We start from the raw sequence: 24,622 nt of genomic DNA, 5'->3' as shown, positions 1-24,622 counted from the left end.
TTTGTTTGGCTGCTGCATTATTGCATATTACAAGTTATGCATAAGCAGAAACATAAAGAATACACATTATTGAAGTGAGGAATAATGACGAAGAAGATTATGAGTGCGAAGCATCTTGCCGATTTGCAAAAGTCTATGCAAAAGTCGAGTAACAGCGTTATTTACGCGCCACTTTCTAAGAGCGTGTGCGCAGCTATGCTCGCAGGTGCTATGGTGCTCGGGGGGGGGGTATTCGTTTCCTCGCCTGCCTATGCTGACGGTTATGTAGACGGCACTGGCAACAATGTTTATTACGGTTTCAAAACTGATGCAAAATATGCCGAGGCTCATTTCAACATTGACGTTGAATATTACGATACCTTTGAGCACGCCAAAGCTGGCGGTACTGAAGGCATAGACCCTCTTGGTAAATTTGTTCGCGTTCATTATCTTTCTAATTGCCACAACAATGCTACAGCTGACGATTGGCGATTCCGTCCAATGTGGTGGTTTGGTGTTCCTGCTGGTTTGAAAGATCCTCAAGATATTCAATTTAAGCGTATTGAAAAGTTAACAAAAAATGGCAAGGAGCAGGTTAAACCTGCTGGTTCTTCGCAATATATTACAACCGACGCAAACGGTTATGGCGTTGTTTCTGACAAACATTTTAATAGTCCTAAGGAATGGACTAATATTTCTAATTATTATTTTAGTGACGAAAATATTCTTGCCAGCAAAGGCTGGAAACAGCTTATGGGCTTGGGTACCAAAGACAATAAAGGCTACGATAATGCGGGCAATACCGCACAACAATGGGAAGAATACCAAAAGCAAACTCAAGGCCTTAAGGGTATTTTCGTAGACTGGGAGTCTGCTGGTCAGCGTTGGTATGACATGACTTACGTTTCCGAGATGGAAGACAATGCATGGAAAGAGCGTGACATCAATCCGCTTCGTTTTGCCGCTGGCGTTTACCGTTTTGCAGGTAATTGGCATTATGCAGTAGGTCAAAAGCACAATACGCCAAAGATTGCGGATCATTTGACGCTTGCGTATCCAGAGGTTACAAAGGTTAAGAAGACTAACGATTTGAGTGAAGCCGAGCAAAAGGCTATTAAAGAAAAAATTGAAAAAGCGAATGAAAACACCAAGTACTTCAAGGAATTAGTTGCTGATAATGGTGTTGTGGTAAATAAGGATGGCTCTGCAACTATCACTTTCAAAGACAAGACGACTCGCACGATTCCTGCAAGCCTTCTTGTTGCACAAGATGAATCCGACAGCGACAGATATAAGCCAGTTATGCCAGATCGCATACCTGTTGTAAAGCCTGATTCGTTAAGTGATGATGATAAAAAGGCTGTTATTGATGCGTTCAAGAAGGCGAACCCTGATAGCAGCGAATTTAGCAAGCATCTTGCCAAGGATAATGCTATTGCTTTCGATAAAGACGGCAAGAACCTTGTTGTGACTTACGAAGATGGCTCAAAGGCTACGATTCCTGCGTCTGAGCTTGTGTTCCAAGGGCCAAAAATCTCCGATTGGGCGCCGTATGTTGTGCCGGACGCGATTGAGGTTAAAGATCCTGCAAAATTAGATGCAGATGAACAAAAGAAAGTAACCGATGCCTTCGACGCAGCAAACGCTGACTTGGATGTTTATAATGCAGCCAAGAAGGATGGCAAAACTCCTGTAAGCTTCGATAAAGACTTCAAGAACGCCATCATCACTTGGGCAGACGGTTCAACAACAGAGATTCCTTCCTGGCAATTCTTAAAGCAAAAGGCTGCTGAGGAAAATCCAACTCCAAAGCCGCCTGCTCCAACTCCTGCTGCTGAAAAAGAGTTCATCGTTGAAGCGCCTGCAACCCAAACAAGAGTTAAATTTGATCCATTCAATATGAAAGAAGCAGATTTAACAACTAACAGCCAAGCTCTTGATGCAAATAAAAAAGCCTTAATGAAGGTTAAGGGTAAGGATTCTAAAGATAATTCAGATGTAACTATTACTGATGTTTCGTATAGCGTGAAAGACGGTAAAGGTTACATTACGTTTAAGGCGGATGGCTATAAAGACGCTACTTATCCCATGAGCGTGTTCTTCAAGCAGACAGCAAATACGCAAACGTCTCAGACGCCTTCTACGGAAACTAAGACATATAACGATCCAGATAATCAGAAAATTACCTTTAAGTATAATGTTACAAAGACGGAGACTGAAGGCGATACACCAACTGTTCAAGAGGCTGTAAAGGCTTTAAAGCAGTTTGTAAAAGACAATTACGATAATGTATCTGATTCTGATTTGCAAGCTGTTACGAGCGATGTTGCTGTTAAAACAACTTGGACTCCAAAAGCCGGTACTGAGAATATGGGTCCTTACGGTGCATCTGGTAAGAATGATGGACCAATGACTTCATTTAGTATAGATAATACTAACGGTTACGCTATTACAGTTCATGGTCACCAGTGGATGGAAGATGATGGTAGTGCAGGCGATTGGGCTGCTGACATGGAAGGGACTCTGTTTACCATCCAAGCCAAAGATTTGTATGTTAAAAAGGGAAATACTCAACCATCTCAGGATAATACAATTGATAAGCTCAAAGAGCAAGCAAAAGCTTTGCTGAAGCAGCGTCAAGATGATGGGCTTACCAATGACGACTTGAAGCGCGCTGGAATCACCGATGCAGATAAGTTGGATAACGCCATCAATGGTATGGATGAAAAGGCTCTTCGCGACCTTATTCGCAAGCTTACTGATGCCAAGAAAGCTGAGCGCAAGTATAACGAACCTGCTGCAATTAAGGTTAAAGATCCGAATAAGCCTACTGAAGAAGATTTCAAGAAGGCTGTTAAGGCATTCTTTGACGCTAACTATGATGGGCAGAATAACTTCCAAATAAAAACGGAAAGCATGAATATTCCTTACCTTCCATCTGCTTCTGATCTTAAGCCAAAGTCTGACACTATTTACATGGAGATTGCTGACGATAATATCAAGTCAGTTACTTCCAGCGAAACCAGTGGGGCGAAAGACTATAAGTCAATCGTCTTTAAGGATCAGAATGGCAAGCAGCTCTTCACTGTTCCTATTACCTATAGTAAGGAGGAAACCAAGCCAACTCCAAAGCCTGATGATAAGCAACTCCAGCAGATGAAGGATGATGCGAAGAAGCTTATCGACCGCAATCCAAAGCTTACTGAGGAGCAAAAAACCCAGTATAAGAATGAGATTGATAATGCTAAAGGTGCTGATGATATTCAGAATATTCTTAAGAAGGCCAACGAGCAGGCTGGCAAGAATAATGTAACTCCTGAACAGTTAAAGGAAAAAGAAAAGAAAGACAAAGAAAATAAGGAAAAAGAGCAGAAAAAAGAGGAAGATAAAAAGCAGGAGGACCAGAAGAAGCAAGAGCTACAGGATAAGAAAAAGAAAGCTTCTGATGCAATTGATGGTCTTGGCAATCTGACTCAAGATGAAAAGGATAAGCTCAAGGAAAAGCTGAATGGAAAGAGTGGGGATGCTACCAAGCCTGGTGCTAAGACTCCTGAAGAAGTTCAGCAGATTTTAGATGAAGCTAATAATCTTAATGAAGCGCACAAGGATGTTAGTGCTGGCGCGCTTCCGTTCCTAAGCCACGGCAATTCTAGTAGCGAGGACGATAAGGCTCTTAAGGAGTTAATTGGTTCTGATCCAAGCAAGAAGGATGCAGCACTCACTGCTTTGGAAGATGCTCTTGCAAAGAAGGATCCTGCTGCTACTGCAGAAGAGATTAAGAATGATCTTGACGCAGCCAAGCGCCAGAATGCGATTAACGAGCAGAATGCTAAGAATGCTGGTATTGCCAAGCTTGATGCTAAGAAGGCAGAACTTGATGCAGCATACAAGGCGTTGAATGATGAGCAGAAAGCAAAAGCTAAAGATAAGTATGAAGCTGCCACTAAGGCAATCGATGATGCCAAGAACACTGTTAACAGTGCAACAAAGCCTTCTGAAATCAAGGATGCTGTTGATGGCGTGAAAACTTCGTTTGATGACGCAAACAAGGCAATCGAAGATGCTAAGGGCAAGCGCGATATTTCTCAGAACACATACGATGATCAGTCTGTACTTAATAAAGAAAAGGAAGATCAGAAGAAACGCATTCAAGATAGTGATCTTCCAGATGCTGAAAAGCAGAAGGCTATTGATGACATCAATGATGCAAAGAAGATTGGCGACCCAACTGCTATTGCTAATCGCGCTTTGAAGGCTAAGAAGATAGAGGATGCTAAGAAGCAGATTGCTGCGCTTGATCATTTGAACAATGCGCAGAAGGAAGCTTTCAAGAAGATTATTGAAGATACTGATGCTTCTGATCACAAGAACGCTGACGGTACAACTTCTGACGACATCGACGACGCGCTTGCCAATGCTACTGCAACCGATACTGCCATGGCTCGTCTTGAAAAGCTGAAAGAGATCGCTGATAAGTTCGCTAAGGGCGACAAGTATAAGGGTCTGCAAGAAGGCAATGAGCAAAAGAAAGCGTTTGACGATGCTGCTACTGCTGCTGGAGCCGTGCTAGACAAAGCTAATGGCGATCCTAAGGATGCGGATCAGGTTAATGAGCTGTATAAGGATCTTCTTAAGGCAATGCAGGCGATTGATGACAAAGTTAAGGGTGCGGGCGTAAGCACTGATTTACTTCAGGCTGAAGTAGATAACGATTCTAAGCTTAAGCCAACGCCAGCTGATCCTAACGATTCCACTAAGCCGGCTACACCTGGCGATCCTCTGTACACGACCGCTTCTAAGGAGAAGAAAGAAGCATTTGACAAGGCACTCTCTGACGCGGAAGCGGCATTGAAGAAAGCTAAAGAAGATAACGAAAACGATAAGAATCTAGACTCTACTCCGCGCACTCCCGAGCAAGAGGCTAAAGATCAACAAGCGGTAGACGACGCACTTCAGAAGCTTGAAAATGCGCGTAAGGCGCTTGATGGTGTTGATACCAAGCCGTTGCAAGATGAGATTGATAAGGATAGCAACGTTAAGAACTCAGATAGGTATACGTATTCTACTACGACGGAAAAGAAGACTGCGTTTGATAAGGCTCTTCAAGATGCTAAGGATCTTATCGATAAGCTAACTGGTACGAAGAAGGCTGCTGCAGGCGAGGAAGATGTAACAACTAAGACTCAAGCTGAAAAGCAGAAGCTTGTTGATGATGCTCTTGCAAAGCTTAAGACAGCTGAAGAGGCTCTTGACGGTAAGAAACCAACTCCTGGTTCTGGTTCTGAAGCTGGTTATGGTGTGAATGATAATGCGCCTACTACTGTGGATAAGGGTGAGTTGAATGTTCAGATTCAGGGTGCTGAGTCTGATTCACAGCCTGGAAATGCTGGTAATGATAACGCTGGTGCTGGCGTAAACTCGGGTAATGCAGGTAACGCTGCTAACACCAATGCTGCCAACGCTAACGCTAATAATGCTAATGGCGCAAGTTCTGCTGCTGTGAACGCTGCTGTTGAGAATAATCCTGCTGTGAAGCAGGCGGATACTAAAGTTTCTAAGGCTCAGGCGGCTTTGGATGCTGCTTTGGCTGAGGCTAAGAAGGTTGCTGCTGATCCTAACGCAACTCAGGCTCAGGTTGATGCTGCGGCTAAGAAGCTTTCTGCTGCTCGTAAGGCTTTGGCGTCTGCTAAGGCTCATGCGGCTGAGGTTCGTGCTTCTGTGCGCGCTCAGGTGTTGAAGAGTGGTAGTGTTGCTCAGCTTAGTAAGACTGGTAGTGACGTGTCTGTGTTTGGCTTGTTTGCTGCAACTCTTAGTGCTGCTGGTGCTGCGCTTTTCTCAACTAAGCGTCGTGGTACTTCTCGTCACAGTAGTAAGTAAAATATTTGCTAGCTGGTCTGGTTATTGCAGATCAGCTAGTTTTAGAACTGCTTAATGTTTGCTTAATTGTATTCAGTAAGTTTGCTGAGTATTGAGTTAATCAGCATAATGAAGTTAATGTAAAAGTGTCTCACTTTGCGTCTTTCTTTACTACGCAAAGTGAGGCATTTTTGTATGCGAATATTTTTATCTAACACGAATTGAAACAGTCGTGAAAATATGGGAGAATTACCACATGACTACAGTTATTATGTATACTTCTGAAGGCGATATAAAAATCAATTTGTTTGACAGTAAAGCGCCTGAAACCGTCAAAAATTTTGTTGGCTTAGCTACTGGTGAGCGCGAGTGGCTTGACTCATTCAGTGGAAAACCTTCGCATGAGCCATTCTACGATGGTTTAACTTTCCACCGCATCATTAAGGATTTCATGATTCAGGGTGGCTGCCCACTCGGCAATGGAACTGGCGGTCCTGGATACGAGTTTGACGATGAAATTGACGCATCCTTGAAGTTCGATAAGCCTTATTTGCTCGCTATGGCAAATGCTGGAAAGCGTCGCGGTCGTGACGGTCGTTTGCATGGCACTAACGGTTCGCAGTTCTTCATTACAACTGTGCCAACTCCATGGCTTGATGACCACCATACAATTTTCGGCGAAGTTGCTGACGATGAATCGAAGGCGGTTGTCGATAAGCTCGAGGCTGTCGCAACGGATCGATCTGATGCTCCTCTTGAGCTTGTAGGTATTATTTCTATTGAAGTTTTGTGATTAAACGTTATTTGATTTAATACTCTTTAATATTCTTTAGTACTAAAGTTCTTAATTGCTAATCCGACATTTTCTATACGCTTGTGTACAGAAAATGTCGGATTTTTGCTGTAAGGCGGCAGAAACTTTACAACGCATGCAACGGAAAGGTTGTATTAATAGAATTTAAATGCGGATATAAAGAAAGCGAGTCTTATAGCAAGCATAATAGCTCACTATAAAACTCGCTTTGGTTCATATCAACCTTCTTCTATTATTATTCGTTGTAAGTATTGTTATTGAAGCACTTGCAATTCAGTTTTTGCTTCCGCACTTCCGTACCTCATCATTTTATGCTTTCACGCTTTGATACAACGATGAGCCGGATTCTTGGAACTTTTTGCTCATCTCTTTCATACCATCGGCAATTGCCTGACTGCGTGCTTCTTCAACGAGCTGCTCCTGCTGAGCTGCTCCGCCAAAACGCTTACGAATATTTTGCGAAATAGCCATCGAGCAGAACTTTGGTCCGCACATCGAGCAGAAGTGCGCCATTTTTGCCGGTTCTGCAGGAAGTGTTTCGTCGTGGAAGGCGATTGCGGTATCTGGATCATAGCTTAAGTTGAACTGATCCAACCAGCGGAACTCAAAGCGAGCCTTACTGATTGCGTTGTCGCGATCCATAGCATGTGGATGATGCTTAGCAAGATCAGCTGCGTGGCAAGCGATCTTATACGCAATCACGCCTTGCTTCACGTCATCCTTGTTAGGCAACCCCAAATGTTCCTTAGGAGTCACATAGCAAAGCATTGCGGTGCCGTATCGCGCAATCTCCACGCCACCAATTGCGGAAGTAATGTGGTCATAGCCAGGTGCGGTATCCGTAGTCAAAGGACCAAGCGTATAGAATGGAGCATTCTGGCAAATTGCCTTTTCCATCTCAATATTCATACGCACAGTGTCGAATGGCACGTGACCAGGACCTTCAATCATCACCTGTACGTCATGCTTCCAAGCGATCTTCGTAAGCTCGCCAAGCGTCATAAGCTCGGAAAGCTGAGCCGCATCGTTAGCATCAGCCAAGCTACCTGGACGCAAACCATCACCCAAAGAGAATGCAACATCGTACTTTGCGAAAATCTCGCATAATTCTTCAAAGTGCGTATACAAGAAGCTCTCTTGATGATGTTGCAAGCACCATTCAGCCATAATTGAGCCACCACGAGAAACAATACCGGTTACGCGGTTTGCAGTAAGCGGCACGTAGCGAAGAAGCACGCCAGCGTGAATAGTCATGTAGTCAACGCCCTGCTCGCACTGCTCAATAACAGTGTCGCGGAAAAGCTCCCAGCTGAGCTTAGAAGCATCATCCTCAACCTTTTCCAAAGCCTGATACATTGGCACTGTTCCAATTGGCACAGGGGAGTTGCGCAAAATCCATTCGCGCGTTGTGTGAATATCGTTACCGGTGGAAAGATCCATAACGGTATCCGCACCCCACTTCGTGGCCCACGTAAGCTTTTCTACTTCTTCGTCGATAGATGACGTAACAGCAGAATTACCCATGTTTGCGTTGAGCTTAGTCAAGAAGCGCGAGCCAATAATCATAGGTTCAGCTTCAGGATGGTTAATATTGCAAGGAATTACAGCACGTCCGGCTGCAACTTCTTCGCGAACCAGCTCTACATCGCAATTTTCGCGCGTTGCAACATATTGCATTTCCGGAGTAGTGATTCCGTGGCGAGCGTACCACATTTGTGTAATCGGATGATCCGCGCCCTTCATTGGCTTATGCGTGCGTCCACGCCATTCTTTAGAAGCTTTGCCTCGCTTAATTGCGCGCTTGCCGTCGTCTTGAAGATTGCGCCTGCGACCCTCATATTCCACAACGTCACCGCGGTCGCGAATCCAGTCAAGGCGAAGCGGAGCCAAACCTTCCTTCGGATCGCACTTTGGACCTTCTGTATTGTAATCCTTAAAAGGCGGGTTAGGACCTACGCCAGGAGTATCCGAAAGCTTAATTTCCGTATAAGGAACTTCCAAATCATAAGAACCATATTCATACTCAAAATGAATTGGAGTTGTTTTGCGAATATGAGCTTTATCGCGCTGAGTGCATCCGCGAGCTGCAATGTCAACTCGCTGTTGTTTAGCTAATTTCGCAGCATCCTTTGCTTCTTTCGCATTAATAAAAGTTGGCTTCTTTTCTTGAGTTTCTGAAGATTTTGATTCAGAATTTTCTGCAACTATCACTCGCTTAGCGTAGCCGTGCTTTTCTTCACCTCGCACAGCTTTCCAATGTTCAACAAATTCACGCATAGTTGATTCTGGTGTTTCTGAAGAATACAATGCTTCAGAAACGAACCATCCTGCAGCCTTGGTGTGAGCGATTGTATCGATATCGTCGAGTGCAGTTCTTCCGCCAACTAGAACTGGAAAATCACTTGCGGAACAAATCGTATTAATTTTCGCTTCGTCCAGCGTTGTGTGATTTGCTTCCAATTCGTAAGCGGCAGTAGTGCTTTCGCATCCTTCTTCAGGATTGCGCATTGCTGTTACGCAAATGTAATCAATGCATCCATCTGGAAGTTCGTTTATTACTTTAACTAAGCTTTCGGTTTCAACAGATAAGCCGATTACAGCATCTTCGCCAAGAAGAGCGCGAGCCTCTCTAGGCTCCATGTCGCTTTGTGCTAAATGCACTCCGTCAACTTTGATGCTTTGATTGCGAGCTTGCCAAACGACATCAACACGCTCGTCGATAACAAAAGTTACAGAATCGCATTTGTTATTGTCTTCGATGATTTGTGCAATATCGCGTGCAATAGTAGTGATTTCTTTAGCGTTTTCATTGTTGCAATGAAGACGAATAAAAGTCGCTCCAGCGCGCAAAGCATCATCGACAATATCGGTAAGCGGACGATTATTACAAGCTTGTGGGTCTGCAATAAAGCAGGCGCTTAGATTAAATTGATTACGCATTGATGCGTACGGATAATTCGATGTCATACTAAAATCGTTGCTCCCTACGTTGTATTAACTAACAGGTTCGAAGGGTTAGGCAAACTAATACCATCTCAGCCTTCTTTCGAAAGCACCCCTGCAAAATGTCGAATTACCAGCAAGTTTACACGATTATGTGCATTTAATTGGTGGTGGGTATGTTGCGAATTTCTTTAGCGTTCGTGATGATTGATTGCGCGTGAAATAAAATCTCCCAAGCTTTGCACAATCTGCACGAGAATAATACAAAGGATAACAGCAACTGTCATCACATCGTATTGATAACGCTGGTATCCGTATCGTATTGCAATATCTCCGAGTCCGCCTGCGCCAACTGTTCCAGCCATTGCGGAGAATCCAAAAAGCGTAATAAATGTAAGCGCAGCTCCGCGAATTAGCGAAGGTAAAGCTTCCCACAGCAACACTTTGCAAACAATTTGCAATTTGCTTGCTCCAAAGCTTTGTGCTGCTTCAATTAAGCTTCCGTCAACTTCGGCTAAAGATTGTTCAACTACTCTAGCAACGAATGGTGCAGCCGTAATCACCAGAGGCACAATAGCCCCAGGAACTCCCAAAGAAGTGCCAACTATGAGACGAGTGAAAGGAATTATTGCAACTAATAAAATAATAAACGGCACAGAACGCACGATGTTAACAATCCAGCCTAGAACTGCGTTAATTGGCGCGTTGGGGCAAATGCCTTTTTTGTTTGATGTAATGAGAAGTACGCCAACTGGAAGTCCAATAAGGTATGCAAAAAGTGTTGCAACTGATGTCATTACGAGTGTGTCTTGCACGCCTTCAATAAGTAAGTTGCCGTAGTCGTTAAAAAATTGTGTAGCAGCTTCTAACATTGTTATTTCACCTCGTTGGTAAGCGCGTTTGTTTGTTCGTCTGTTTGTGCGTTTTCTGGCTTATTGTTAAGCTCGCTTGCAATCGTGCTTGTAATTTTAGCGCGATGATTTTCCTGTTTTTCATCTGCAATAAGAGTTCGCAAAATATCGCTTTGTGGATTTGCAAAAAGCGTATCAGTGTCACCTAATTCCACAATGCGTCCGCCATCAATCATTGCAACTCGGTCGCAAATATTTCGTGCTACAGCCAGCGAATGCGTAATAATAACAAGCGTTACGTTGAGTTCGCGGTTAATTCGGCTCAATAAATCAAGGATTTGCGCAGTAGTTGTGGAGTCAAGTGCGCTTGTTGCTTCGTCGCAAAGCATAATCGACGGATTATTCGCCAATGCTCGTGCAATTGCTACGCGCTGCTGCTGTCCGCCTGAAAGCTGGCTAGGGTAGCGGTTTGCAAAATCTTGTAAACCAACTAAGTCAAGTAAGTAGTTTGCGCGTTCTTCTCGTTCCTTTTTTGCAGTGTGATTCAGCTCTAATGGGAAAGTGACGTTTCGCAATACTGTACGCTGCTGGAAAAGGCTAAAATTCTGGAAAATCATGCCAATATTAGTGCGTACTTTTGCAAGTTCTTTATCTTTTACTTCGCTAATATCATTTCCGTCAATAATAATTTTGCCGGAAGTTGGTCGCTCAAGCAGATTCATGCAACGAACTAGCGAAGACTTTCCTGCACCAGAAGAACCAAGGATTCCGAATACTTCTCCCGATTCAATAGTCAGATTAATGTCGTGTAATGCTTCGTTCGCTTTGCTACCTTTGCCGTAGCTTTTGTGAAGATGTTCGATCTGAATCATGCTTTTCCTTAACAGATTATTGCTTTCTGTGTGAAATATACTTCGTTACTAACTAGAGTTACTAACTAGAGTTACTAACTAGCGTCATTAACTAGATTATTAACTAGCACGCACATTACGTATATTACACGCTTATAAAATAATGCCGCAAAGCATACACGAAGCATACACATGCGGCATTAGGTGGCTACATTGTGAGTATTTTTTAGAAAACAGGGAGCACAGCGCCTTTGTAAGTTTTAGTAATATAGTCGCGCACTTCGCTTGTCTTCAAAGCTTTGAGTAAGGCTTTGATTTTTGCAAACTTTTCAGAGCCCTTCTTTACTACAATAATATTTTCATAAGTTTTAGCCGCAATGCCTCCAACTTTTTCTGAAGTAAGTGGGTCTTTAGTTGGGTTAAAACCAGCTTGAATAGCGTAATTGCCGTTCATGGCAGCAAGATCCACATCCTTAATGGCAGTAGGAACTGTTGCCGCTTCAAGTTCTTTAAACTTCAAATTCTTAGGATTCTCAGTAATATCTTTTGTAGTAGCGTTAATATCCTTTGGATTCTTCAACTTAATCAATCCGGCATCTTGCAAAAGAAGCAATGCGCGAGCCTCATTAGTAGGATCATTTGGAACTGCAACAGTTGCTCCGTTTGCTAATGCTTTAATCGTCTTGGTTTTTCCTGGATACAATCCAAATGGTTCAAAATGAATTCCACCTACTGAAACAAGGTGAGTTCCCTTTTCCTTATTAAAGTTGTCAAGATAAGGCAAATGCTGATAGTAGTTTGCGTCAACTTCGCCTTCTTCAGTAGCTGTATTTGGCTGCACGTAGTCAGTAAATTCCTTTACTACTAGCTTGTAGCCTTCTTTTTGCAAGATTGGCTTTACAACTTTATTTAAGATTTCAGAATGCGGGGTAGGTGAAGCTGCAACAGTAATGGTCTTGTCATCCTTTGCGCCTGCTTTTGAGCTACCGCAGCCACTTAAAGTGAAAGTCGCTAATGCTGCCAGTGCTGTAATTGATGCAATAACTTTAATTTTTCGCATATTTCCTGCTCCTTGTTCGGTGAAATTTGTTTAAAGTTAAATCCCCTTCGCGAGTAACGAATTATCAATATAGGCGAGAAAAATCAATAATTCTACACTTTGCTTATTAGTATTATTTATGACGTGTTAATAATTCGCATACTTGCAGTGTGGAAAGAGAAAAAATAAGTTTTTCAACACGTCGCTTACTTGCAATGAAGCTATCTACTAGACTGTAATGTATGAGTTTTTTGCGATTGGCGTTAGCGCAGATAGATACCTGCGTTGGGAACATTGATAGCAACGTTGAAAAAGTTTTGAAGTATGCTGCGCGCGCAAAGCAGTCGGGTGCTCGCATGGTTGTGTTTCCTGAGATGACTTTGACTGGGTATCCTATTGAAGACCTCGCCTTGCGTGCCACGTTCCGCACAACTGCACAAAAAGCTGCAGACTTGCTTGCAACAAAACTTGCGGAAGAAGGCTTGGGGGAGCTTTACGTAGTAGTTGGAACTGTTGGCTTTGACGAGTCTGCTGGAAAGCCTCGAAACAGGCTTCTCGTATTGCATGAAGGTAAATCTGTGTTGCAATACGACAAGCATTTCTTGCCAAATTATGGTGTTTTTGACGAGTTTCGTATTTTCTCTTCTGGCAATAAGTGTGAGCTGCTGGAAGTAGATGGAATGCGTCTAGGTTTTGCTATTTGCGAAGATATTTGGCAAGACGGCGGTCCTGTTGCGCGTTTGGCAAAACTTGGTATCGATGCGCTAATAACTATGAACGGTTCTCCATATGAGGAAGGTAAAACTCATGTGCGCTTGAGTTTGGCTCAAAAGCGCGCTGTTGAAGTCAATGCGCCAGTCGTATATGTGAACCAAGTCGGCGGCCAAGATGATTTGGTTTTTGACGGTGGAAGTTTTGTTGTTGATGCTGACGGAACTTTACTTGAACGCTCGGCAATGTTTGATGAAGATTTGTCGTTTGTTGATTTTGATAACTCGCTGAAAAAGCAGAAAGTTTCAAGCATTGCTCCAAAACTTGACGCAGACGAAGAAGTGTATTGTGCGTGTGTTGTAGGTCTTAGAGATTACATGCGTAAGAATGGTTTTAAGGGTGTGTGCTTAGGACTTTCTGGAGGAATTGATTCTGCTTTAGTAGCTACTATGGCTGCCGATGCTTGCGGTGGAGCAAATGTGTATGGCATTTCTATGCCAAGCATGTACTCTTCGGACGGTTCTAAAGACGATGCGCGCGATTTAGCAGAGCGAATTGGCGCTCACTATGATGTGCAACCAATTGAACCGCTTTTTAAAGCTTTCCAATCGCAACTTTCATTAGAAGGTGTTGCAGCAGAAAACTTGCAAGCTCGCGTTCGTGGCGTAATCGTAATGGCTTACTCGAATTCGCGCGGTGTTTTGGCGCTCGCAACTGGTAATAAATCGGAGCTTGCTTGCGGATATTCTACTATCTATGGCGATGCGGTAGGAGGGTATGCTCCTATTAAGGATTTGTTTAAGACGCGCGTTTGGGCACTTTCTCGTTGGAGGAATCGCGCTGCGAATGCTGGAGTAGGCATTGGTATGCTGCCAATTGTTGGATATGAGGATTCTGAGCAAACAGAAGTTACGAAAGCGAAAGCTCCGCAAGATGGTGTGCTTATTCCGGTTAATTCTATTATTAAGCCTCCGAGTGCAGAGTTGCGTCCAGGGCAAAAGGATTCTGATTCTTTACCTGAGTACGATTTGCTTGATCGTGTTTTAGAGGCTCATATTGAGCTTGCTCATGGTAGAGCGGATTTGCTTGAAGATGGTTTTGACGAGCATACTGTTGACACGGTTATGCGTTTAGTTGATCGCGCAGAATGGAAGCGCAGGCAGTATCCGCTTGGACCAAAAGTAAGTGCTATTGCTTTTGGCAGGGATCGCAGAATGCCTGTTACCACAGCTTTTCGTGAATAAATGTGATATATTTCACTAGATTTTTTGCAAAACTACTCGTGTATGCGTTTACTTATGCTCTAACATTGTTATTAAGGCAGCGTGAAGATGCGTTGCGGGTACAAAAGGAGTCTAAACATGACATCAGTTGATGCGCCAGTTCTCAGTGAAGAGGATCTTCGTACCGAAGCGTGGAATGGTTTTACTGACGGCAATTGGAAGAAAGACATTGACGTACGCGACTTTATAATAAAGAACTATACGCCATATGAAGGTGACGAAAGTTTCTTGGCAAATGCCACTGAAAAAACGAAGCACATGTGGAAGTATCTCGACGACAACTACTTAGCTGTTGAACGTGAGCGTCGTGTTTATGATGTTGAAACTCATATCCCAGCAGGTATTGACGCAATGCCAGCAGGCTACATTGAAAGCCCAGAAGTAGATAACGTAATCGTCGGTTTGCAAACTGATGAGCCTTGCAAGCGCGCTATGATGCCAAACGGCGGTTGGCGCATGGTTGAGCAAGCTATTAAAGAAGCTGGCAAGGAAGTAGATCCTCAAATCAAGAAGATTTTCACCGTCTACCGTAAGACTCATAACGATGGCGTGTTTGGCGTTTACACCAAGAATATTAAGATTGCTCGCCACAACAAGATTTTGACCGGTTTGCCAGATGCTTACGGCCGCGGTCGTATTATTGGCGATTATCGTCGTGTTGCTCTTTACGGCGTGAACATGCTTATTGAGTTTAAGAAGCGCGACAAGGATTCGATTCCATACCGTAACGATTTTACCGAGACCGAAATTGAGCATTGGATTCGCTTCCGCGAAGAGCATGACGAGCAGATTAAGGCTTTGAAGCAGCTTATTAACTTGGGTAACGAGTACGGTTTGGATTTGACTCGTCCAGCTAAGACCGCTAAGGAAGCTGTTCAGTGGACTTACATGGGCTATCTTGCTTCTGTTAAGAGCCAGGATGGCGCTGCAATGAGCTTCGGTCGCGTTTCCGCATTCTTCGATTGCTACTTTGAGCGCGATTTGAAGGCAGGTTTAATTAACGAAACCGACGCTCAGGAAATTATTGACGCTCTTGTTATGAAGCTTCGTATTGTGCGCTTCTTGCGTACTAAGGATTACGACGCAATCTTCTCTGGTGATCCTTACTGGGCAACTTGGTCCGATGCAGGCTTCAGCGAGGATGGCCGCACTTTCGTAACCAAGACTTCGTTCCGTTTGCTCAACACTTTGACTCTTGAGCATTTGGGACCTGGTCCTGAGCCAAATATCACTATTTTCTGGGATCCAAAGCTTCCAGAAGCTTATAAGCGTTTCTGCGCACGAATTTCTATCGACACTTCTGCAATCCAGTACGAGTCCGATAAAGACATTCGTGAGCACTGGGGTGACGACGCTGCTATTGCTTGCTGCGTTTCTCCAATGCGCGTCGGTAAGCAAATGCAGTTCTTCGCAGCTCGCGTGAACTCTGCAAAAGCTTTGCTTTACGCTATTAACGGCGGCCGCGATGAAATGACCGGCATGCAAGTTATCGATAAGGGTGTTATTGACCCAATCAAGCCAGAAGCTGACGGCACTCTCGACTACGAGAAGGTTAAGGCTAACTACGAGAAGGCTTTGGAATGGCTTTCCGAGACTTATATTGAGGCTTTGAATATCATCCACTACATGCACGATAAGTACGCTTACGAGTCCATCGAAATGGCTTTGCATGATAGGGAAGTCTACCGTACGCTTGGTTGCGGCATGTCCGGCTTGTCTATTGCTGCAGATTCCTTGGCTGCTTTGAAGTATGCAAAGGTTTACCCAATCTACAACAAGGATGCTAAGACCACTGAAGGCCACGAGTACGAGTACATCGAGGGCGGCGACGACGACTTAATCGTTGGCTACAAGACTGTTGGCGAGTTCCCAGTTTACGGTAACGACGACGATCGTGCAGACGACTTAGCAAAGTGGGTTGTAAGCACTGTTATGGGTCAGGTAAAGCGTTTGCCTGTGTACCGTAATGCTGTTCCAACTCAGTCCATCTTGACTATTACTTCTAACGTTGAGTATGGCAAGAACACTGGTTCCTTCCCATCCGGTCACAAGAAGGGTACTCCGTACGCTCCAGGCGCAAACCCAGAAAACGGCATGGATTCGCACGGTATGCTTCCTTCGATGTTCTCCGTTGGAAAGATTGATTACGATGATGCTCTTGACGGCATTTCGCTTACGAACACCATTACTCCTGACGGTTTGGGTCGTGACGAAGACGAGCGCATCAGCAACTTGGTTGGCATTTTGGATGCTGGCAACGGTCACGGCTTGTACCACGCAAACATCAACGTGTTGCGTAAGGAACAGCTTGAAGATGCTGTTGAGCACCCAGAAAAGTATCCGCATTTGACGGTTCGAGTTTCCGGCTACGCAGTGAACTTTGTAAAGCTCACTAAGGAGCAGCAGCTCGACGTTATTTCTCGTACATTCCACCAGGGTTCAGTTACTGACTGATTTGGTTGATTAGTAAACACCGCCGGGAGCGAGGCTAGTTTCGCTCCCGGCTTTTGTTAATTGCGTATATTATTTATTATTTATTTATAAATAGTTTGGAGGGTAGTTAGATGGCTGAAAACACAGCGTTTCGTACCACAACTCAGCATATGTTGAAGGAGTCAAAAGAGTATGCTCGCCAAACTTTAATGGGTGGACTTTCTGGATTTGAGTCGCCAATTGGGCTGGATCGTAAAGATCGCTTAGTTGCTCTTAAAACTGGCGATATTGGATTTGTGCATTCGTGGGATATCAATACTTCTGTTGATGGTCCTGGAACTCGTATGACGGTGTTTATGAGCGGTTGTCCACTTCGTTGCCAGTATTGCCAAAATCCTGATACTTGGAAAATGCGTGACGGCAAGCCAGTCTATTTGGATGCAATGATTAAAAAAGTTGACCGCTATCAAAGTCTTTTTAAAGCAACAGGTGGAGGAATCACATTTTCTGGCGGCGAGTCCATGATGCAGCCAGCTTTTGTATCTAGAGTATTTCGCGCTGCAAAAGAGATGGGCGTTCATACTTGCTTAGATACTTCGGGCTTTTTGAATCGCAATTATACAGATGAAATGATTGACGACATTGATCTTTGCTTGCTTGACGTTAAATCAGGAACTGAAGAAACGTATAAAAAAGTAACCGGCGGCTTGCTTCAGCCAACTATTGACTTTGGTCAGCGCTTGGCGAAGGCTGGTAAGAAGATTTGGGTGCGTTTTGTGCTTGTTCCAGGTTTGACTTCCAGTGAAGAAAACGTTGAAAAAGTTGCCGAGATTTGCGATTCGTTTGGTGATGCTGTTGAGCATATTGACGTGCTTGGATTCCATCAACTAGGACGTCCAAAGTGGCATGAGCTTAGGATTCCGTACCCTCTTGAGAATCAAAAAGGGCCTTCTAGAGCACTTAAAGAACGAGTTGTAAACCAGTTCAAAGATCACGGTTTTGTTGTGTACTAGACTGCGTTTAGATTGCATTTAGACTGCATTTAAATTGCGTCAAAAATGTAACTGTAATTTAGGCAATCTTTGCGTATCGTATTGTTTTTTTTTGAAGGATTTTTGTATAATTATACAAATACTCTTTTTTAGAGAAAGGATACGCAATGAAGCGCAGAATAGGTTGTTGGATTGCATTAGCTTTTACATTAGCGTTAGCTGTTTTTGTGCGGTGTAACGATCAGTTTGGTTTTGCTACAGCGCTTACTATTTTCGTTATTTTGCCAATAATTTTATTGCCAATAAACATTGTTGCATCTTTCGATAAGAAACTTCTTATTGAAGTGCCAATAATATCTATTGTTATAGCTGTTGTTACAGAACTTGTCACTTTTCCAATAGTCAACTTTTCGGATTTAGGTTTACATGCTGGCTACGTTGTTCCAACAGTTTTAGCTTCGGCAGTCGCATTTACTCTTACTAGATTCCTTAAAACTAGGCTTGTTAAGCGCATAAATGACGAAGTAGCAAACAATAAAACAGATTGATTATTTAATTGATTATTTATTTGATTTTTTATTTTTGAATAGTCGTAGTTGTGTGCGAAAGTTGAAGCCGTGTTAAAGATGCATAATCTGTAACACGGCTTAAATATTTTTTACGGATATTTTGCAAAAAGTACAGAATAAGTTGCAAAAAGCGTAAGAATTTGGGTAAAGCATGCAATCGGGAGGCGTACTTGAACGAGGAACCAAAGCTTTTAAAAGAGCCTAGAGAAGGAGTTCCAGAAGTCATTGATACGCTTGAAGCATATAAAGATTATTGCAGCTTGTTGGCGGCAGGCTCCGGTCCTTTAGCTGCAGACGCTGAGCGAGCTTCCGGTTTCCGCTACAGTCATGAAGATTGGTTGATTCAGTTCAAACGTAAGGGTGCAGGAATTGGATTATTAGATCCTATAGAACTTACAAAACTTGGAGCTGATTGGAACGAATTTAACAAGGCAGTAGGGGATGTGCCTTGGATTATTCACGATTCGATGCAAGATTTGCCAGGATTTTTCAATATTGGTTTGCGCCCACTTGCATTATTTGATACCGAAATCGCAGCTAAATTACTTGGCAGAAAGCGCTTTGGTTTAAGCTCTGTAACTGAATATTATTTGGGTCTTACTCTTGCAAAAGAACATTCTGCAGCAGATTGGTCTTACCGCCCACTTCCTAGAGATTGGCGAAATTACGCAGCTTTAGATGTTGAATTACTTATTGAGCTAGAAGAAGTAATGCGCGTCGAACTTAAAAAGCAAGGTAAACTTTCTTGGGCGGAAGAAGAATTTAAACACTTACTTAGTAAGGGTGCACAAAAGAAAGCTCCGCATCCACGTCCATGGCTTAAAATATCGCATATTAGCGTACTTATGCACGATCGTGTTGGTTTAGTTATTGCGAAAGCATTGTGGCAAAAGCGAGATGCTTTAGCGCGTGAATATGATATTGCGCCAACTCTGCTACTTTCTGACGCTGCGATTATTGAAGCTGGTAAGCGTAAACCTAGTAATGCGCGTGCGTTTCGTGCTATTCGTTCTTTGAATGAGCGAGTGCGAATGCACACTGGCAGTGAGCAAGACAAAATGTTCGAGCGTTACGCTCCAATTCAGCGCAAAGTTAAACCATCTATTTGGAAAAACGTTATAGAGAATGCTATTTTGCGCGCTAAATCTGGTGAAACGGCTATGGATGATGTGCATCAAGTATTACCGAATGGAGCTATTCAACTTAATTCGCGCGAATCTCGTAAAACGAACGTACTTAAGTCAACAGATACTGACGAGTCGCAAGGTTCTAATGATTGTCAGGATTGCCATGATTTATCGGATTCGCAGTACTTGCAGGATATGCAAGATTTCCAAAGCGCTCCTAGATCTATGAAATATTGGCGAGAACATCACCCTAAGCGTTACGAGCGTTTACAAAGAGTAAAAGCTGAGTTAAATCAAATTTCTGAATACACTCATACTCCTGCAGAAATTATTATCAAACCACAGATTATTCGTAATCTTTGCTGGCATGATGATGCGCAAGATATTGATGTTAAAACATTCTTAAGTGAGCATGGTGCTCGCGAATGGCAAACCCGATTGGTAGCTGAGTCCGTAACTCGCGCTATCATGTAACGGTTGTGCCATACGGCAGAAGCTAGAAAAAACGTAATTTCAGGAGCGCAAGCGTGAAAATCAGCGTCAGGAATCTTGAGCCAACTAAAGTTAAGCTCACCATTACCGCAGATCTCGAAGACTTCAAGCCATTCTTGGAAGAAGCTCGTAAGGAGATTGCTAAGCAAATTAACGTGCCAGGTTTCCGTAAGGGACATGTGCCAGGCAAGATTGTAGATCAGCGCGTCGGTTTCGCAGCTGTTGCCGGCGAAGCCGTAAATTCCGCTGTACCAGAGCTTTATTCCAAGGCTTTGGAAGAAAAGAAGATTCGCCCAATGGATCAGCCAGAATTTGACGTTCAGGAAGTTCCAACGTCGACTGATGCAGATGCAAGTCTTAAGTTTGTAGCAACAGTTGAGCGTCGTCCAGATTTCAAGTTGAACAAGTTCAAGGGCGTTGAGATTGAAGTTGAGAAGCCAAAGGTTTCCGACAAGGATGTCAAGGAGCGCTTGGAAAGTCTCCGTCAGCGTTTTGCTACTTTGGTTGGTGTTGACCGTCCTGCAGCTAAGGGTGATTACACTAACATTGATTTGGAAGCTCGTATCGATGACGAAGTAGTTGATGCACAAGAGGGCGTAAGCTACGAAATCGGTTCCGGTGTGTTGCTTGACGGTTTGGATGAGGCTTTGGATAGCCTTTCTGCTGGCGAAGAAACCACCTTTGAAGGTACTCTCGAGTCCGGCAAGCATAAGGGCGAGAAGGCTCAAATCAAGGTTAAGGTTAATTCCGTAAAGACTCAGGAATTGCCAGAGCTTGATGATGATTTTGCTCAGGAAGCTTCCGAGTTTGATACTTTGAAGGATTTGAAGGCAGATATTCGCAAGGCTTGCGAGCAGGCTGCTGAAGGTCGTCAGGCAACTAATGCCCGTGACGCATTCCTTGTTAAGCTTCAAGAAGAAGTTGAAATTCCTGTACCAAAGGGTGTTTTGGATAAGGCTGTTTCAGAGCATTTGAAGGGCATGACCCCTGATCCTGAAAAAGCTACCAAGAAGCAGAAGGACGAAGCGCAGCAGGCTGCTGAGAAGGAACTTCGCGACCAAATGGTTCTTGACGCTTTAGCTGAACAGATGGATGTGACTGTTTCCCAGGCTGATGTCACCAACTTCTTGGTTTCTGTTGCTCAGCAGTACGGTATGGATCCAAACCAGTTCATTAACGCAATCGTTAACAACGGTCAGCTTGGTTCTGCTGTGCAGGAAGTTGCTCGCTCTAAGGGCTTGCTTGCTGGTATGCGTGCTGTAAAGTTCGTTTCTGGCGGAGAAGCTCTTGACTTGAGTGCATTCTTGTCTGAGGATGATGACGAAGACGAAAGCGTGAAGGCTGCTTCTGCTGCTGCAGAAGTTGCTGACGAACTTTCTAAGTAGTATTTTTCAAACAAGAAAAAGTTTATACTTTCTCATATTCGCTAAAAACCCAGGGCTTTTGCTCTGGGTTTTTGTGTTGTTGTTATACTTTAAAGAAAGTGAAAAACAAATAAAATGAAAAACAAATAACATAAGGAAGGCTGCCGCTAATGGAAAAACGCAATTTGCAAATAGTAGGCAGTAAAAAACCTAGTAAGTGTTTGAGCTATGTTTTTACATGTTTACGATTAAGTCTTATTGCTTTTTTTGTTGCAGTTATGGCTGGGGTTGGTGCAATATTATTAACTCTGTTACTACATGCTGTGCAAAATGTAATGTTCGGATTTTCAGAATCTGCTCTTAAACCTTCGCCAGTTGGATTGCCAGTATTGCACTACGTTGCTGTTGTATTAATTGTCATGTCTGTTGCTGCAATTATTTGGATGTGGTTATGGACAAAATCTTCTAATCGTATTGTCGATATAGCTCATGCTGTTCGTGGTCAATCAATGCCATGGCATACAACGATTATCCATGTATGTTTACAAATTTTTATAGTTGCTTCTGGCGCAAGTTTAGGTAGGGAAGTTGCGCCTCGAGAATTGGCTGCAATGCTTACTCAGAAGTTACTCTGCTTTATCCGAGTCAGTGAATTTCAAGCTCGCGTTTTGGTTGCAAGTGCTGCTGGTGCTGGTTTAGCTGGAGTTTATCGCGCTCCAATAGCGGGTGCGATTATGACGCTAGGTTTGGTTGCAATTCCACGTTTTTCTCATGACTCGAAATCTTCTTTAAAGCGTTTGAAATGGTATTGGCTTATACAAAAATTTAGTATTTTTGCTATTGCGTTATGTATAAGTGAAATTGCATCATTGACTACTATTTTTGTGCTTGGGTATGAGCCTTACTATTGTTTGTCAAGTCTTGATGACATCCATATTGTCAATACGACTGTGTTGCTGCTTGCAATTATAGTTGGCATTCCTTGTGGTATTGTTGGCACTCTTTTCCATAAGATGATTCGTTGGGCTCGCTCTAAGTGTGCTCGCAATTACCAAATTTTATATTTTTTGCCATTAATGGGCTTAGTAACAGGATTAGTTGCATCATGGAATCCAGCCATTATGGGCAATGGTCGAGCTTTAGCGCAATACGCATATAACATTGCAAAAACAAGTATTGCAATTGACAAAAACTCTTTGGTAACTTTGCTTCTACTGGTTGTTGCAAAAATAATTTTAACAAGTTGCACTCTTCGAGCTGGCGCAAGTGGTGGTGTGCTTCAGCCGAGTATGTCGTCTGGAGCTTGCGTAGGGCTGATTATAGGTTTTATAAGTATGAACATTCCAGTTGTTGGTGGCATGTTATCAAGTCAGCCCAAAATATTGGTAATAGCTGCTATTTTTGGTGCTGCAAGTATGCTAACTGCAAGTCGAAAGTCATTGTGGTTTGCGCTTTTTTTGGTAGCACAATTAGTGAATTTGCCTATGATTATGATTATTCCAATGGTTGTTTCTTGTGCTGTATCTAGAAGCATAACGATGATACCAAAATTTTTAGCCGCAAATAATGTTTAAATTTTTTTAGTATAGAAAATACAATATATGCAAAATAAATGCGCCTATGCTAGTTCAGTATTAGCAAAGGCGCATTTGTTATTAGTAAATATTTTTTTAGTTATGTTGGTTATTTTAGTTATTTTTTAATTAATTATTAGAACTGAATTCTTTATCTGCAATAAAAGTTCCATCATCGTTTGAGAAGGAGAAATGTATGCGCACTGGTGCAATAATTTTTTCTTTCATTTCATCCGATGCTGATTGTGGCATCAAGTTCGAGAGGCTATCGCCGTATGTTTGCATTCCAGTCTTTAACGCTGTAATTTCTAAATCAGATAGGTGCTTTTTGAACTTTGCATTTATATTGAGCTGATCACCTTTAGTGGCAAACGTTATGTTGAATGGTGAGCTGCTAGTGGCATCATTAAATCCATTAGTGAGTTTTTTAGCTTCTTCTGAATGGCAATGTACGTATTCTTCAATATTTGCGCTTTTAGGTGCAGAGCAATTGTAATGTGGCTTAAGATTAGTTGAATTGTAATGTGGTTTTGAAATTACGTAGCCACCTACTGCAACTATTGCTACTACTATGACAACAATAAGCCAAGTGTATTTTGACTTATGAGCACTTGTATTTGTTGCATTTGGATAAGCGTTTGCAGGATAGTTGTTGACTGGTTGTTGATTATTCTGATATACGTTTGGTTGGTAACCATTATTTAGATTTACATTATTAGGGTAATTGTTGTTCTGGTATCCGTTATTTGGGTATACGTTGTTTTGATACTCATTGTTTTCATAACCATTGTTTGGGTATCCGTTATTTGGATTTACATTATTTGGGTATGTATTATTTTGGTAACCATTATTTGGATACTCGTTATTTGGCATCGGAGCAGGCGAGTAGTTGTTATCTGGCAATTGGTTAGAATCCATAATTACTCCTTATAATGAATTGATAATCCGATAAAAATATACTCAATAATGCATACTAGTGTAGGATAATAAGTAAAAATTACATCTGTTGATATGAATAAAATTCTAGAAATTTGGTGTAAAACATTCAATTCAAATCATATTCGCAATATTTTCTATGTGGTCATGCGCACAAGGTAATGTAGAAATAATTACGTGGTAACAAGGAGATATAGTGACTGAGCTTTTTACAGCTTCTCCTGTGATGGAACAGGCTGAAGCGTCTACATCAACTGATTCTATTTTTAATCGATTGCTAAAAGATCGCATTATTTGGTTGGGATCTGAAGTAAAAGACGAGAATGCCAATGTTATTTGCGCACAAATGTTAATGCTTGCTGCGGAAGATCCTAAGAAGGATATTTGGCTGTATATTAATTCGCCTGGAGGTTCAATTACTGCTGGTATGGCAATTTACGATACTATGCAATTAATTGAGCCAGATGTTGCGACTATTGCTGTTGGCATGGCTGCATCTATGGGTCAGTTCTTGCTTAGTTCTGGCACTCCTGGTAAGCGTTATATTACCTCGCATGCGCGTGTGCTTATGCATCAACCTTCTGGCGGTGTCGGTGGTACTGCTACAGATGTACGAATTAATGCAGAGCTTATTATGGATATGAAAAAAACGCTTTCTGAATTGACTGCAAAGCAGACTGGTCATACGGTAGAGGAAATTTACCGAGATAATGAATACGATCACTGGTTTACAGCTCAGCAAGCTTTGGAGTATGGTTTCGTAGATAAGATTGTGACCACTCCTGCTTCTATGCGCGGTGAGGAGTAA

The 24,622-nt window shown here is 42.8% G+C and carries 15 protein-coding genes and 1 riboswitch; of the genes, 10 read left to right on the top strand and 5 right to left on the bottom strand.

Going from position 1 to position 24,622, the window contains the following annotated elements; genetic code table 11:
• Positions 1-84: 84 nt before the first annotated feature.
• Both HXT37_RS04905 and HXT37_RS04900 read left to right on the top strand, forming a co-directional pair.
• Complete coding sequence (locus HXT37_RS04905) at positions 85-5,856, top strand: GA module (protein WP_421779350.1); 5,772 nt, start codon at positions 85-87, stop codon at positions 5,854-5,856.
• 235 nt (positions 5,857-6,091) lie between these two features.
• Positions 6,092-6,628 carry a peptidylprolyl isomerase gene (locus tag HXT37_RS04900; protein ID WP_421779348.1) on the top strand — a complete coding sequence of 179 codons (537 nt, stop codon included), beginning with the start codon at positions 6,092-6,094 and terminating at the stop codon, positions 6,626-6,628.
• A gap of 330 nt (positions 6,629-6,958) precedes the next feature.
• On the opposite strand, the gene thiC is transcribed toward HXT37_RS04900, so the two are convergent.
• The 4 genes from thiC to HXT37_RS04880 form a co-directional block, all read right to left on the bottom strand.
• Positions 6,959-9,616 carry a phosphomethylpyrimidine synthase ThiC gene (gene thiC, locus HXT37_RS04895; protein ID WP_012914246.1) on the bottom strand — a complete coding sequence of 886 codons (2,658 nt, stop codon included), beginning with the start codon at positions 9,614-9,616 and terminating at the stop codon, positions 6,959-6,961.
• Positions 9,614-9,719: riboswitch (TPP riboswitch) on the bottom strand. It overlaps the preceding gene by 3 nt.
• Before the next feature lie 64 nt (positions 9,720-9,783).
• Positions 9,784-10,464, bottom strand: a complete 681-nt coding sequence (locus HXT37_RS04890; RefSeq protein WP_004108684.1) for a methionine ABC transporter permease — start codon at positions 10,462-10,464, stop codon at positions 9,784-9,786.
• A 2-nt stretch (positions 10,465-10,466) separates the two neighbouring features.
• Positions 10,467-11,315: a methionine ABC transporter ATP-binding protein gene (locus tag HXT37_RS04885; RefSeq protein ID WP_004108686.1), complete on the bottom strand. Its 849-nt coding sequence runs from the start codon at positions 11,313-11,315 to the stop codon at positions 10,467-10,469.
• A 205-nt stretch (positions 11,316-11,520) separates the two neighbouring features.
• Positions 11,521-12,354 (bottom strand): MetQ/NlpA family ABC transporter substrate-binding protein, encoded by an 834-nt coding sequence (locus HXT37_RS04880; RefSeq protein ID WP_004106340.1) that lies wholly within the window; start codon positions 12,352-12,354, stop codon positions 11,521-11,523.
• A 221-nt stretch (positions 12,355-12,575) separates the two neighbouring features.
• Between HXT37_RS04880 and HXT37_RS04875 the strand changes: the two genes are divergently transcribed.
• The 7 genes from HXT37_RS04875 to HXT37_RS04845 all read left to right on the top strand — a co-directional run bounded on the left by HXT37_RS04875 (position 12,576) and on the right by HXT37_RS04845 (position 22,878).
• The gene (locus tag HXT37_RS04875; RefSeq protein WP_004108689.1) at positions 12,576-14,288 is read left to right on the top strand and encodes an NAD+ synthase; all 1,713 of its coding nucleotides are present in this window, start codon (positions 12,576-12,578) and stop codon (positions 14,286-14,288) included.
• Positions 14,289-14,405: 117 nt separating this feature from the next.
• Positions 14,406-16,781, top strand: a complete 2,376-nt coding sequence (gene pflB / locus HXT37_RS04870; RefSeq protein ID WP_004108690.1) for a formate C-acetyltransferase — start codon at positions 14,406-14,408, stop codon at positions 16,779-16,781.
• Between the two features lie 110 nt (positions 16,782-16,891).
• Positions 16,892-17,773, top strand: a complete 882-nt coding sequence (gene pflA, locus HXT37_RS04865) for a pyruvate formate-lyase-activating protein (RefSeq protein WP_004108692.1) — start codon at positions 16,892-16,894, stop codon at positions 17,771-17,773.
• Between the two features lie 146 nt (positions 17,774-17,919).
• Positions 17,920-18,300 (top strand): hypothetical protein, encoded by a 381-nt coding sequence (locus tag HXT37_RS04860; protein ID WP_012914244.1) that lies wholly within the window; start codon positions 17,920-17,922, stop codon positions 18,298-18,300.
• 191 nt (positions 18,301-18,491) lie between these two features.
• Positions 18,492-19,922, top strand: coding sequence for an HRDC domain-containing protein (locus HXT37_RS04855; RefSeq protein ID WP_102703149.1), 1,431 nt, complete (start codon positions 18,492-18,494; stop codon positions 19,920-19,922).
• A 53-nt stretch (positions 19,923-19,975) separates the two neighbouring features.
• A complete protein-coding gene (gene tig / locus HXT37_RS04850; protein ID WP_012914242.1) occupies positions 19,976-21,325 on the top strand; it encodes a trigger factor in 1,350 nt (449 codons plus the stop codon).
• Positions 21,326-21,474: 149 nt separating this feature from the next.
• Complete coding sequence (locus HXT37_RS04845; protein ID WP_102703148.1) at positions 21,475-22,878, top strand: chloride channel protein; 1,404 nt, start codon at positions 21,475-21,477, stop codon at positions 22,876-22,878.
• Between the two features lie 129 nt (positions 22,879-23,007).
• Here the strand turns inward: HXT37_RS04845 and HXT37_RS04840 are convergent, their stop codons facing one another.
• Positions 23,008-23,796 carry a hypothetical protein gene (locus HXT37_RS04840; RefSeq protein ID WP_004108702.1) on the bottom strand — a complete coding sequence of 263 codons (789 nt, stop codon included), beginning with the start codon at positions 23,794-23,796 and terminating at the stop codon, positions 23,008-23,010.
• 214 nt (positions 23,797-24,010) lie between these two features.
• Here HXT37_RS04840 and HXT37_RS04835 point away from each other — a divergent pair, with 214 nt between their 5' ends.
• Positions 24,011-24,622 (top strand): ATP-dependent Clp protease proteolytic subunit, encoded by a 612-nt coding sequence (locus HXT37_RS04835; RefSeq protein WP_004108703.1) that lies wholly within the window; start codon positions 24,011-24,013, stop codon positions 24,620-24,622.

The sequence above is a fragment of the Gardnerella sp. DNF01151 genome (assembly GCF_049244235.1).
GTDB lineage: Bacteria > Actinomycetota > Actinomycetes > Actinomycetales > Bifidobacteriaceae > Bifidobacterium > Bifidobacterium swidsinskii.
Note: the sequence above shows the minus strand (reverse complement) of the source record. Positions and strands in the feature narration are given on the sequence as shown.

What these genes read in the sequence shown, in the direction of transcription:
- HXT37_RS04905 (WP_421779350.1), top strand. Translation starts at nt 85, where the DNA reads ATGACGAAGAAGATTATGAGTGCGAAGCATCTTGCCGATTTGCAAAAG.
- thiC (WP_012914246.1), bottom strand. Translation starts at nt 9,616, where the DNA reads ATGACATCGAATTATCCGTACGCATCAATGCGTAATCAATTTAATCTA.
- pflB (WP_004108690.1), top strand. Translation starts at nt 14,406, where the DNA reads ATGACATCAGTTGATGCGCCAGTTCTCAGTGAAGAGGATCTTCGTACC.
- HXT37_RS04845 (WP_102703148.1), top strand. Translation starts at nt 21,475, where the DNA reads ATGGAAAAACGCAATTTGCAAATAGTAGGCAGTAAAAAACCTAGTAAG.
- pflA (WP_004108692.1), top strand. Translation starts at nt 16,892, where the DNA reads ATGGCTGAAAACACAGCGTTTCGTACCACAACTCAGCATATGTTGAAG.
- HXT37_RS04840 (WP_004108702.1), bottom strand. Translation starts at nt 23,796, where the DNA reads ATGGATTCTAACCAATTGCCAGATAACAACTACTCGCCTGCTCCGATG.
- HXT37_RS04890 (WP_004108684.1), bottom strand. Translation starts at nt 10,464, where the DNA reads ATGTTAGAAGCTGCTACACAATTTTTTAACGACTACGGCAACTTACTT.
- HXT37_RS04885 (WP_004108686.1), bottom strand. Translation starts at nt 11,315, where the DNA reads ATGATTCAGATCGAACATCTTCACAAAAGCTACGGCAAAGGTAGCAAA.
- HXT37_RS04880 (WP_004106340.1), bottom strand. Translation starts at nt 12,354, where the DNA reads ATGCGAAAAATTAAAGTTATTGCATCAATTACAGCACTGGCAGCATTA.
- HXT37_RS04875 (WP_004108689.1), top strand. Translation starts at nt 12,576, where the DNA reads ATGAGTTTTTTGCGATTGGCGTTAGCGCAGATAGATACCTGCGTTGGG.
- HXT37_RS04860 (WP_012914244.1), top strand. Translation starts at nt 17,920, where the DNA reads ATGAAGCGCAGAATAGGTTGTTGGATTGCATTAGCTTTTACATTAGCG.
- HXT37_RS04900 (WP_421779348.1), top strand. Translation starts at nt 6,092, where the DNA reads ATGACTACAGTTATTATGTATACTTCTGAAGGCGATATAAAAATCAAT.